This window comes from Bacillus sp. LJBS06, from assembly GCF_016924995.1.
Lineage (GTDB): Bacteria > Bacillota > Bacilli > Bacillales > Bacillaceae > Bacillus > Bacillus stercoris.
In genome coordinates this window covers 413,237-425,056 of sequence record NZ_CP070483.1, presented here as the reverse complement: position 1 = coordinate 425,056, position 11,820 = coordinate 413,237, and the positions used below count along the sequence as shown (strand labels likewise).

General features: G+C 45.2%; 11 protein-coding genes. 4 read left to right on the top strand and 7 right to left on the bottom strand.

From position 1 onward, the window contains the following. Positions 1-23: 23 nt before the first annotated feature. Positions 24-1,499 carry an ABC transporter permease gene (locus tag JQX68_RS02125; RefSeq protein ID WP_014662767.1) on the top strand — a complete coding sequence of 492 codons (1,476 nt, stop codon included), beginning with the start codon at positions 24-26 and terminating at the stop codon, positions 1,497-1,499. Positions 1,500-1,514: 15 nt separating this feature from the next. Further along, positions 1,515-2,195: an ABC transporter ATP-binding protein gene (locus JQX68_RS02120; RefSeq protein ID WP_014662766.1), complete on the top strand. Its 681-nt coding sequence runs from the start codon at positions 1,515-1,517 to the stop codon at positions 2,193-2,195. A 104-nt stretch (positions 2,196-2,299) separates the two neighbouring features. Here the strand turns inward: JQX68_RS02120 and gerKB are convergent, their stop codons facing one another. From gerKB to gerKA, 3 genes are read right to left on the bottom strand one after another with little or no spacing between them, the layout of a single operon-like run. After that, entirely contained in the window at positions 2,300-3,421 is a 1,122-nt protein-coding gene (gene gerKB / locus JQX68_RS02115; protein ID WP_014662765.1) for an endospore germination permease GerKB, read from the bottom strand. 24 nt (positions 3,422-3,445) lie between these two features. After that, a complete protein-coding gene (gerKC, locus tag JQX68_RS02110) occupies positions 3,446-4,669 on the bottom strand; it encodes a spore germination protein GerKC (protein WP_205440500.1) in 1,224 nt (407 codons plus the stop codon). Further along, entirely contained in the window at positions 4,659-6,293 is a 1,635-nt protein-coding gene (gene gerKA, locus JQX68_RS02105; protein WP_205440499.1) for a spore germination protein GerKA, read from the bottom strand. Before gerKA ends, gerKC begins: the two co-directional genes overlap by 11 nt. A 124-nt stretch (positions 6,294-6,417) precedes the next feature. Between gerKA and JQX68_RS02100 the strand changes: the two genes are divergently transcribed. Then, complete coding sequence (locus tag JQX68_RS02100; protein ID WP_014662762.1) at positions 6,418-6,639, top strand: YczF family membrane protein; 222 nt, start codon at positions 6,418-6,420, stop codon at positions 6,637-6,639. A 14-nt stretch (positions 6,640-6,653) separates the two neighbouring features. Here the strand turns inward: JQX68_RS02100 and JQX68_RS02095 are convergent, their stop codons facing one another. Next, positions 6,654-8,408, bottom strand: coding sequence for a right-handed parallel beta-helix repeat-containing protein (locus JQX68_RS02095; protein WP_205440498.1), 1,755 nt, complete (start codon positions 8,406-8,408; stop codon positions 6,654-6,656). 279 nt (positions 8,409-8,687) lie between these two features. Here JQX68_RS02095 and JQX68_RS02090 point away from each other — a divergent pair, with 279 nt between their 5' ends. Beyond that, entirely contained in the window at positions 8,688-10,166 is a 1,479-nt protein-coding gene (locus tag JQX68_RS02090; protein ID WP_071581058.1) for a peptide MFS transporter, read from the top strand. A gap of 39 nt (positions 10,167-10,205) precedes the next feature. Here JQX68_RS02090 and JQX68_RS02085 read toward each other — a convergent pair whose 3' ends face one another. The 3 genes from JQX68_RS02085 to bsdD form a co-directional block, all read right to left on the bottom strand. Continuing rightward, positions 10,206-11,051, bottom strand: coding sequence for an alpha/beta fold hydrolase (locus JQX68_RS02085; RefSeq protein WP_172640196.1), 846 nt, complete (start codon positions 11,049-11,051; stop codon positions 10,206-10,208). A 65-nt stretch (positions 11,052-11,116) separates the two neighbouring features. Continuing rightward, positions 11,117-11,581, bottom strand: a complete 465-nt coding sequence (locus JQX68_RS02080; protein ID WP_205440497.1) for a pyridoxamine 5'-phosphate oxidase family protein — start codon at positions 11,579-11,581, stop codon at positions 11,117-11,119. Further along, entirely contained in the window at positions 11,578-11,805 is a 228-nt protein-coding gene (gene bsdD, locus JQX68_RS02075; protein ID WP_019257455.1) for a phenolic acid decarboxylase subunit BsdD, read from the bottom strand. Before bsdD ends, JQX68_RS02080 begins: the two co-directional genes overlap by 4 nt. Positions 11,806-11,820: the final 15 nt, after the last annotated feature.

Genomic DNA, 11,820 nt, shown 5'->3' with positions numbered 1-11,820 from the left:
AATACCTATACGGAGGAACATAAATGAACTTTATCAAACGGGCCTTTTGGAATATGAAGGCTAAAAAGGGAAAAACATTATTGCAATTATTTGTGTTTACAGTCATATGTGTCTTTGTTCTATCAGGCCTCACCATCCAGTCGGCAGCACAAAAATCAAGCGAACTGGCCAGACAAGAGCTCGGCGGGAGCGTGACACTACAGGTTGACCGCCAAAAGCAAATGGAAAAACAGCAGGACAGCGGTGAAAAACGCAGCTTCGAATCAACACCGATCAAAGTGTCTGATGCAAATAAGCTTGCAGCACTCGATCATGTGAAGAGCTACAATTACATCACATCAGCTTCAGCCAACGCGGGGAACTTTGATGCGATTGAGAGCTCAAGCTCCAGTTCAAGCGATTCCAGCTCAAGCAGTTCAAACTCAAATGCTAAAAACAGCCAAGGCGGCGGACAAGGCGGACCGCAAATGGTGCAAGCCGATCTTTCGATTGAAGGTGTCATCAGCACAGCATTAGTTGATGATTTCTCTGACGGGGATTCAAAAATCACTGACGGACGCGCGATTACAAAATCAGATGTCGGCAAAAAAGTAACAGTGATCAACGAAACATTAGCGGAAGAAAATGATTTAAGCGTTGGCGATTCGATCACAATTGAATCAGCAACAGATGAGGATACAACAGTAAAGCTGAAGATCGTCGGTATTTATAAAACAACATCTTCAGGCGATGACCAAGCCCAAAATTTCTCTTTCTTAAATCCTTATAACAAGCTTTATACACCTTACACAGCAACAGCGGCGCTGAAAGGCGACGACTATCAAAATACGATTGACTCAGCCGTTTACTATATGGACGATGCGAAAAATATGGATGCTTTCGTAAAAGCAGCGAAGAAAACATCCATTGACTTCGATACGTACACACTGAATACAAACGATCAGTTGTACCAGCAAATGGTCGGCCCGATTGAAAATGTAGCTTCTTTCTCTAAAAACGTGGTGTATCTTGTATCAGTGGCAGGGGCTGTCATTCTTGGCCTGATTGTCATGATGTCGATCAGGGAGCGCAAATACGAAATGGGCGTGTTAATGGCCATCGGCGAAAAACGGTGGAAATTGATTGGACAGTTCTTGACTGAGATTCTGATCGTGGCCGTTATCGCGATCGGCCTTGCATCGGTGACTGGAAATCTCGTCGCGAATCAGCTTGGAAATCAGCTTTTATCCCAGCAGATCAGTTCATCAACCGATTCAACGCAAACTGCAAGCGGGCAAAACGGACAAATGCCTGGCGGCGGTGGCGGCATGGGCGGCGGAATGTTCGGCCACAGTTCATCAAACGCGGACGTTATCGATTCACTGAACGTCGCGGTTTCTATGAACGACATGCTTGTTCTTGGCGGGATCGGCATCCTTATCGCAATCATTGCAACATTGCTGCCGTCCATTTCAGTACTGCGGCTTCATCCGAAAACGATACTGACAAAACAGGAATAGAAAGAGGCGGAACCTATGAGCTTATTAGAATTTCAACAAGTCGGCTACTGGTATAAAGACAAAAGCCAGCCGTTGTTTCAGGATATTAACATCAGCTTTCAAAAAGGAAAATTCTACACGATCGTCGGCACATCAGGGACAGGGAAAACCACTTTCCTGTCTCTGGCAGGTGGACTTGACGCACCAAAAGAAGGAAACATCCTTTACGACGGAAAAGCGGTTTCTAAAATCGGCTTAACCAATTTCAGAAACCAATATGTATCAATCGTGTTTCAGGCGTACAACCTGCTTCCGTATATGACGGCTTTGCAGAACGTCACAACCGCTATGGAAATCACAGGATCTAAAGAAAAGAACAAAGAATCATATGCGCTTGACATGCTGCAGAAGGTCGGCATCAACGAAAAACAAGCCCGGCAAAAAGTGCTCACACTGAGCGGCGGACAGCAGCAGCGGGTATCAATTACAAGAGCTTTCTGCTGTGACACGGATCTTATCGTAGCCGATGAACCGACCGGAAACCTTGATGAGGATACATCAAAAGAAATTGTACGGCTCTTTCAAGATCTGGCGCACAAGGAAGATAAATGCGTCATCATGGTGACGCACGATGAGCAAATTGCAAAAGTATCCGACATTAATATCAGACTTTCAAGAGGAAGCTTTACTGTGAAGGAAAACGTCGCAGTGGTATAACAAAACGCGCCTCTGCCAGTGCAGACAGGGGCGCAACCTATATCCCCCTTTTATATAGAAGTGAACATAAAAAGAGCGGCGGCTGCATCCCCCCGCTCTTTTTATCATTTTTTCGTTCCTGCCTCTTTTGACTTCTCTCTTCGCTTCTTTTTCCAAACAGCCAGAATAAACAGAAAGAGCGGAAACAATAATTGAAAAGGCAAATGAATATACAGCGGCACCACTTTCAGGCCTTCGTTCAAGTGCTCCGAAAAGTTAGTCGCAATCGTAATAGAGAGGATTAAAATGCCCAATCCCATCGGATAAGCCAATTGGGAGGGATTCTTTTCCTTAAAGAGCGTAGATGTCCCCACCACAGTGGCATATAAGTAGAGACTGACCTTAAAGAAGCCGCCAATGATCAGCGCCAGCATAAAAAAGACATCAAGCCGATCTAAAAATTCTTCGACTTTGATTGTCTGGATCGTGCTTAAAAGCGGAAACTGGGATCTGAGTGTAAGATCAACATCAAGCACGCTGATATTAATCGCCACGGTGAGCGCCACAACCAATCCGCTAATAGCCATGGCGATCATCCCCATTTTTTTCACATTTTTTCTGTCATTCAGGTTAGGGAAAATCATCACAAATAAAACAACTTCACCAAATGGAACGTACATGGTCTGTGTGAAAACAGAGTGAAGGACAGGAGAAATGCCGTTTGCCAAAACCGGCTTTAAATTGTGCGGGTCTATAGTGCCTGAGACAATAATCAGCACGAGGCCGAGCGCGCCCAGTAAATACATGGCCCCGAAAAGCAGTTCGGCCGCGCGTGCGAGCACTTCAATTCCTTTTCTTACGGCATATATGCTTACTACCATTAATAAAGCATTTACAATAATGATAGGTGTATCATGATAAGCAAACGTCAGCAGCATTTCTCCAAAGTCACGCAGCACCCTTGCGGCAATATAGGCAAAGTACAAGATATAGAGAAATGAAAACAGCCAGCTCAGCTTGGTTCCGAGCATATCATCCATATATTCTTTCGGCGAAGATTCCGGATAGCATTGATAAATGCCCTGATACAAATAGAAAAGAAACAGCCCGGCCGCACAGCCTAATAGAACTGCTATCCAAGCATCCCTACCCGCCATCGATCCGGGGGTAATCAATAAGGAGCTGCCCAGTTCAAAAATGATAATCATGACAAACAGCTGCCTTATGCTTATTCTGGCTTTTTCCATCTGTCACTTCCCCTTTCTTCAGACCTAATCATCTTTAAACTGGTGTTTGATCGGATTGTTTCGCAATCCCGTTCTTCTGATATACGTCTCGGCCTTTACGTCGATGGGCAGGTCCGGCAAATACTCTTTGTCCCATGTATCCTTCATTTTCTCCCACTGCTCCGGATGCTTTCTATATATCGTGTCACCAAAACCGATAAAATCTATTTTATTCTTCTTGATCTTTTTCACAGTATGGCTGATTTCCTTTTCCAGCTCTTTGTTGAGCGCTTTTTCAATAGCGGGCAGCACCTTGGGGTCAGACAATTGGAAAGGGTATTTGACAGCATCTATAATTCCTTCAACCGACACTTTCACATGGATGTATGGACGTCCGTTCCGCATCTCCGGTACCAGCTTTGTATCTTGATGGGTAACCTGCAAGCTGACCGCATCCTTCGTCTTGTCCCAGTCAGCATTAATAAACGTATGCTGGATCTTATTCATCAGCCAGACTGCCCCCACGCTTTCATCATCTTCAAGCCAATACTTTAAATACCCAGCCTTATCAAAAATCGCTAAACCATCTGCCTGGAGAATGGCTTTCGGGTCAGTCGCCTGCGTGTTTTCCATGCTGACTCCTTTTTTATCGTCACCAATCATCATATATCCCGGAATAACCGGCGCCCTGGTATTGGCGGCAAGTGTTTTTAAAACGTCCTGAATATTGGTTTTAACCACCCGTCCGTATTCCGCCTCCGTGAAATCCAGGGTTTTATTGACTTTATTTGATGGAATTTTATCAATTGGCGTCAAGATTTTCACAATATTTTCCGCTTTTGTTTTATGAGCAACGACGAATGTTGCCGTTGTCCTGAATTCTGTGTCCCGGTCAAGATTATCTAAAACAAAATCCAATCCTTCTTCTTTTGCCAGCTTTTCACTGATCACGACCAGATTGGTATGGGCAAAATAAAGCCGGCGTGACACCTTTATGGAGGCTTTTCTGAGTGCTTCCGTTATATTGTTACCTTCAATCGAATAGACAGATACAGGCGGCCTGTCTCCGGCACCGCCTCCTTGAAGGCCGCCGGCAACATTTCCTGGATTGATAATTTGAAGATGCAGCACGTAGTTGCCGTCGTTTGTCCGATCGATGCCAATCGCCGAGATAATCGCAAGATCCGTCAGCTCCCGCTTATCCCAGCAGCCGGGCAGCACAATGACGCTCAAAAGCATGAGAACGGCTAACAGACATTTACGTACCATTCTGATCCCCTTCTTCCAAATCTTTGTTCACCATTCCTCGTGAAGCGGCCGGCTCTGGGCGCTGACCCTCTCCCTGCCGCACCTTATCTTCCTTACTGACCGATTCCGGCCTCTTTTCATCGGCCCACCACGGAACCCGGAACAGCGCGTCCTTTACGCCTTGTGAAGAAAAGGGTGCAAGCGGCGACATATATGGAACGCCAAATGAACGAAGACTGCATAAGTGCACAAACATCATAATGATCCCTAAAATCAGCCCGTAAAAACCCATAACAGCTGAGGCAATAATAAAAATAAACCGGATGAGCCGGGCTGAAATCGCCATTGCAAATGCCGGCGTTGCGAAGCTCGCAATCGCGGTGAGTGCCACGATAATCACCATTGCCGGAGAGACAATACCAGCTTGTACGGCAGCCTGGCCGATTACGAGCGCGCCTACGATTGATACTGCCGAGCCGACAACCCGGGGCAGCCTGACCCCCGCTTCCCTCAGAATCTCAAAAGCAACCTCCATCGTTAGCGCCTCCACAACAGCCGGAAACGGGACAATTTCCCGCTGGGCCGCAATGACCACTAACAGCTGAGTCGGTATCATTTCTTGGTGAAACGTCGTGGCTGCCACATAGACAGCCGGAGCCACTAGCGAAATGAAAAAGACTAAAACCCGCAGGATCCGTATGCTTGTCGCAATGTCAAAACGGGAATAATAATCTTCAACAGACTGAAAAAATTGGACAAATAATGCCGGAGCAATAAGCACAAACGGTGTTCCGTCCACAATAATCGCGAATCTTCCTTCTAACAGATTTCCCGCTACAACATCAGGGCGTTCTGTATGATACATAGTCGGAAACGTCGTAAAGGTTTCATCTTCAATCAGCTGCTCAATATATCCAGATTCCAAAATACTGTCAATATCTATTTTTTCCAGGCGCTGCTTCACTTCCTTCAGCACCTTTTCATCACATATTCCTTCAATGTATATGAGGGCGATATCCGTATTTGTGACAGAACCTTTTTTCATTTTTTCAACCCATAAATTCGGGTTTTTAATGTATCGCCGGATCATGGAAATATTGGTTTGCAGAGATTCTGTAAACCCTTGGCGCGGGCCGCGGAATGACACCTGGGTGCTCGGCTCTTGGATGGAGCGCTGCTCTCCCCCTTGAGTGCTGCAAATCAGCGCTTCGGCATAGCCATCGGCAAAAACGAGCGCATTGCCGAGCATTAACTCGGAAAAAAGCTTATCCCAGCTCTTTTCCGCTTTCACCCCGCCCAGTGGGAGCGTTTTTTCAAGAATTTGCTGGATCGCATGAGTATTCTGGATAGACTCATCCTGTACCAATGGATCGATTAACGACTCATGGATCGTGTTATTATCGACCAGCCCAGCAATATAAATAACAGCTAGATGGACACGATCCTGCTCCCCGATTTTAATCTCGCGAATGATAACGTCAGAGCTGCTTCCGACTTCCTTTTTCGTTTCCGCTATGTTCTTTGCCAAACTAGGAGAAATGAGAGCCGGCCTTTCTTTTTCTTGCTGCCGTTCCTGGTTCTTTTCTTCTGTATTCTGCTTGTCTTTTGAACCGGTATTGTTCTTTCGCTTAGAAAATAAAGGCATACACAAATACCTTTCCTTGTCGTTTTCTCATATTCTTCCTATTAGAATTAAGATTATGCATAGGTTTAGATGCCGTATAACTTCTCCGCCAACGATAGACACTAAAAGCGGAGGATGATGAAGCATGAAGATATTGGGCGTGACAGGAGTCATATTAATTTGTTTATTAACTATTTCTGTATTGATGGACATGCTTCAAGGGTTCAGTTTAACAAAAGCGATTTATAACAATATGTCCAGCTTTAAGATGACAACGTTTGCGGAATGGGTTGTGCTTATATTTTTTGTGTTAGTCCTTGTGAGGGAAATGTACGTGATCTATAAATCGAAAAAAAAGAACCCCTAGAGGGGGCGCTTTTTTCAGGCGATAATATTGCCGTCTAGTGTATCACTGCTGTGTTTGTTGATGGTCCCTTTAAAAATGCGGTTGCCAATGATTTTGGAATTGGTTGAGGTGTTTGTTTGAATAGCTGTCGCAGTGCCTGCGGAGAGGTTATTGATGGTGTTTCCAGAAATGATAGAGCCTGCTGATCCATTGATATAAATCACAATCGGATTCCCGGCTGTTCTGTTGACTGAAATGGTATTATCAAAAATCTCATGCACACCGGTGCTGATATAGATGGTGACCAAAAGCGGAGATCTCTCGAGGTGGTTGCCGATAATTGAGGTTTTTGCACTTGTGGAGCAGTAAATCGGGTAATTTTTAAACTCTTTAAATGTATTGTTTTTGATGATAGCGCCAGCATTATTTGTGACGGAAACAGCATATGATTCCGGGACCGCTTCAAACGTGTCAGGATGCAGTGTATTTCCTTCAATCACCGCATTCCCTTGAGCGATCCAAATGCCCCGGCTGAATTTTCTCAGGAGATTATCTTTAATGATCACGTCGCCTCCGGAGATGTTCACACCGTCAATGACTTGAATGAGACAGTTATTCAGAAACGCGATGTCATCTGACAGCACTGCGCGAAGACCGATGCTACGCCTTGTTTCAGACAGTCCGTTTTGAATGTGGTTTCCGTCTACCTTTACGTCAGAAGACTGATAAACCAATATCCCTGTGTTTTCAAAGTTGCTGATTTTGTTGTTCGTCACAAGAACGCTCTTTCCCCTGACATCAATTCCAGTTGAAAATCCGGTAATCAGATTGCCAGAGATCACCGCATCACTGGTCTCTTTTCCTTGTGACACACCGAGTCCGGTTATCCCGACTCTTGTCGCAGCCGCCGCGTCTTCAGGGCCTCTCAGAATATTTCCCTTGATCACTGTTTGCGTCCCATATCCGTAGCTGATTGTATTATCTGAGAGATTTCCTTCTATTAAAACGCCATACCCGTTAAAATTGGTCACAGAACTTGAAACGTTTCCAATAAAGTAGTTATTGCGAATTGATACATTAATCGGTTCCTCATAATCAACATCACCTTCGCCATATCCTTCAATGTCGATTCCGTATTTCGGCGCTGTCCCATTCCCCGTTCCGGCATCTTCAATCACGCATTCCTCCACTGTGACCATGTCACATCCGGTAATGGAAATGTTATTTCTCCTCGACCGCCGAACCTCACAGCGGCGGATGATAATTTGCTTTGACGTTCGATAATCTTGATTGGTCTTTAATCCCCTCGGACTGACAATGATCCCATCACCGGTAAAATCAGAGACTTTCACATGATCAATGACAACATTCGAGCATCCTTCAATACATATGCCAAAGCCCCATTCATGGGTTGACCTGATCCCCGCTGAGGCGTAGATATGCTCATCGCGTTCGCCGATAATTTGTCCTCCGGAAATGGTTATATTCTCTTGCTTGCCTACATAAAATGCGGAATAACCCCACGAGCTATTCGGGATTACTTTCATGATACACTCCGGGTCCATCATAATCTCAAGGTTGCCGGGAACAATGATTCCCGCGTTTCGAAACTTCTGATTAAAATCTCCGCCAAGCGTTCCATCTATTAAATATGTTCCCTTTGGAAACCAGACAGTATGATAGCCTTGAGAAACAGCTGTACTAAGGCACTGATTAATCAGTTCTGTCGAATCCGTTTGACCATCTCCAGGAACACCGAAATCTGCTGCATTTAATATGAATTCAGCCAATTGCGAGCCTCCTTCTCCATGATTACTATCATGTTACTCACAAAGGCCCGGTCTGCTTGTACATTTCTCTAAAATTTTATTAAAAAAATATAAAGGAATAGTTGTGTAAGAAAATCTCACGATAAAGAGTATAAAAATTAGGAGAAAATCAATATTTTTAGGCATTTATAATTTTTCCATTATGGAACTATTTGAAATGAGTATAAATTATATTGACACAAGTATTATATAAGAATATGATTTTTATAATACACTTTTTTTAGAAAGGGTTTGGCTGACATGGCTTCGATTGATAACGAAAGTATCATCAAAAGCGTCCCGCAAAAAGGGTTCTTTGGTCACCCGCGAGGACTATTTACACTATTTTTCACCGAATTTTGGGAGCGTTTCTCTTACTATGGAATGAGAGCAATCTTACTTTACTATTTGTATACAGAGACGGTAAACGGCGGGCTTGGTTTTGACAAAGGCACTGCGGTTGCTATTATGTCGATTTACGGCTCACTCGTATACATGTCCACTATTATTGGCGGATGGCTTGCTGATCGGGTATTCGGTACCGCAAACACCGTGTTTTACGGCGGCATATTCATTATGTTCGGCCACATTGCACTCGCCTATCCAGGCAGTTCGGTAGCATTCTATATCAGCATGGTGCTTATCATTGTCGGAACAGGCTTATTAAAGCCAAACGTTTCAAGCGTGGTTGGGGATCTTTACACGAAAGAAGACCCGCGCCGCGACTCAGGTTTCAGTATTTTCTACATGGGGATTAACCTCGGTGGTTTACTTGCGCCGTTAATTGTCGGAACACTCGGACAGAAGTACAACTATCATCTCGGCTTTGGAGCTGCCGCGGTCGGAATGCTTCTCGGACTTATCGTATTTGCTTTGACAAGAAAGAAAAACCTCGGTCTTGCAGGTTCCAATGTGCCGAATCCGCTGTCTAAAAAATCTGCGATTGGCACCGGAATCGGTGTGATCATTGTGGCGATCGCAGTGATTATCTCCGTACAAACAGGCGTGCTGACGATCAAGCGTTTCATCGACCTAGTAAGTATTCTCGGTATTTTGATTCCTGTTATTTATTTCATCATCATGTTTACTAGCAAAAAAGCGGACAAAACAGAAAAATCCCGTCTTGCCGCTTACGTTCCTTTGTTTATCGGTGCTGTCATGTTCTGGGCCATTCAGGAACAGGGAGCGACCATTCTTGCGGTATATGCTGATGAGCGTATAAGACTTTCATTGGGCGGATTCGAACTTCAGTCATCTTGGTTCCAATCATTAAATCCATTGTTTGTCGTCATATTTGCGCCAATATTCGCATGGCTCTGGATGAAGCTCGGCAAACGCCAGCCGTCTACGCCAGTTAAATTCTCAATCGGAATTATTCTTGCCGGATTGTCATTTATCATTATGGTATTCCCGGCTATGCAAGGAAAAGAAGCACTCGTAAGCCCGCTTTGGCTCGTTCTCAGCTTCCTGCTTGTTGTGCTTGGAGAGCTGTGCCTGTCTCCAGTCGGTTTATCCGTGACAACGAAACTGGCGCCAGCTGCCTTCTCTGCACAGACAATGAGTATGTGGTTTCTGACGAACGCAGCAGCCCAAGCGATCAATGCCCAAGTAGCCGGATTGTTTGATAAAATTCCTGAAACAACATACTTCGGCACCATCGGTTTGATTTCTATCGTTCTTGGCGGCATTCTCCTGCTGCTCTCGCCGGTGATCAAACGCGCGATGAAAGGGGTCTTATAATCAGAAACAGCCCGCGGATGTTGATCCGCGGGCTGTTTTTTATTGATCAAGCCATTTCCTGAAGCTTTGTTCGAAGGCTTGCGGTTCTTCCAGCATCGGCTGATGGCCGCTCTTTTCAAAAATAACCTTCTCCACATGTGGATATAAATCGTCAACAGTATCCCATAGCGTAACAGGCGCAACCAAATAATCATATCTTCCTAAGCCGATGTACACCGGCACTTGTACATCAGCTAACCGCTGAATGAGATTCAGCCGGGCAAATGTATTCCCCCATAATTCATCCATGATCGGCATATTCGTAAATACGCCATCCCATAAAGCAGCTGCATGCGGCCGCTCTTGATAAAAGCTTTTCGCTTCAGCGCGAATACACATGTGTACGAAGCGTCTTTCAGGATCGTTTTCAATGTCCTGCGGCAAATTCGCGATATCTTTTTCAAAGCGTTTCTTTCTCTCAAGACTGGCTGTTTCCATAAAAAATGATTCACTTTTTCGTTGTCTTTCTTCACTGTTATCAGGCGCAGTATTGAAGAGCGCCACCTTCCGGACATGTTCAGGATATGTCCTGGCATACTCTAAAGCCATAAAAGCATGCCCGGAATGTCCCAGGATGATAACATCCTCAAGCTGAAGAAATGTTCTCATCCTTTCAATATCAGCCAAAACGGCATCAAGCCTCGAATCCTCCTCACGAAGCTCCCGCTTAGGCTTAGCAAATCCCCTATGGTCGACAAAGATCCATTGATATTTCTGTTTGATGTCTGAGGAAAAAAGGCGCGGGTAGTAAACCGCACTCCCGATCACAAGGATGGGTGCGCCCTCGCCCTCAATTCGATAAGCTAAATCAAAGCCGTCCGAGTGACAGATTCCCGCACGTTCCATTTCTCACGCCCCCTTTGTTTTCATTATATAAAAAAAGCCTGACGCATGGCGTCAGGCTATCGATATTACCGTTTTAAATCTTCCAGGGTCTTTTCCCATCTGCCCAGCACCTCTTCAGCGCTGTGAAGCTGTATACGGACACCTGAAGTCAAATCAGCGTATTTCGCAACGTCCTCCTTCACTGAAACGATGCGGCAGGAAAAACGGTCTCTATCATATTCAGCATCTTTCAAAGGCGGTAAAGGCGCGCATTCAAGCTTTACATAATAGGCCGCTCCCTTCCACCACGCCGTGAACTGTGCTTTTCCTGTGCGAAGGATGTTGGCCGAAGTCATTGTGTTTTTCCACAAAGCGATTCGGATATCAGTTCGGTTCAGCGCGATCATTTCCCCCGCACTGATCATAGCGGCATGCGGCCAGCCATCCTCTGACACTGTTTGCAGAACGAAGGCCTCATGCTGCTTCTCATTTAGGCGGTCCCCGTCAAGCAGTTCAAAAAGACGGTCTGATAGACAGTTCACGCTGATCAAGCCTTTCGTTCCGGCACCGCCGGAACTTCAATGGCTGTTTCTGTTTCCTTCGGATCAATTTTAAACGCCGGATTGTATTTCGCGGGATTTGTAATGCTTTCCGGTTCACAGGATCTCCATGTAAAAAAGCATGTTTGGCACTGATAAACTTCCCATGCGCCTTCTACAGGCGATTTGCTCATGACTTCTCCCTTTTTTGAGTCGCATCGAGGACATGTATGCATTTCGAACATCCTTTC

Bases quoted from the DNA above. Each gene is read 5' to 3' on its own strand.
- JQX68_RS02090 (WP_071581058.1), top strand. From the start codon at position 8,688: ATGGCTTCGATTGATAACGAAAGTATCATCAAAAGCGTCCCGCAAAAA.
- bsdD (WP_019257455.1), bottom strand. From the start codon at position 11,805: ATGCATACATGTCCTCGATGCGACTCAAAAAAGGGAGAAGTCATGAGC.
- JQX68_RS02125 (WP_014662767.1), top strand. From the start codon at position 24: ATGAACTTTATCAAACGGGCCTTTTGGAATATGAAGGCTAAAAAGGGA.
- JQX68_RS02085 (WP_172640196.1), bottom strand. From the start codon at position 11,051: ATGGAACGTGCGGGAATCTGTCACTCGGACGGCTTTGATTTAGCTTAT.
- gerKA (WP_205440499.1), bottom strand. From the start codon at position 6,293: ATGCCTTTATTTTCTAAGCGAAAGAACAATACCGGTTCAAAAGACAAG.
- gerKC (WP_205440500.1), bottom strand. From the start codon at position 4,669: ATGGTACGTAAATGTCTGTTAGCCGTTCTCATGCTTTTGAGCGTCATT.
- JQX68_RS02100 (WP_014662762.1), top strand. From the start codon at position 6,418: ATGAAGATATTGGGCGTGACAGGAGTCATATTAATTTGTTTATTAACT.
- JQX68_RS02120 (WP_014662766.1), top strand. From the start codon at position 1,515: ATGAGCTTATTAGAATTTCAACAAGTCGGCTACTGGTATAAAGACAAA.
- gerKB (WP_014662765.1), bottom strand. From the start codon at position 3,421: ATGGAAAAAGCCAGAATAAGCATAAGGCAGCTGTTTGTCATGATTATC.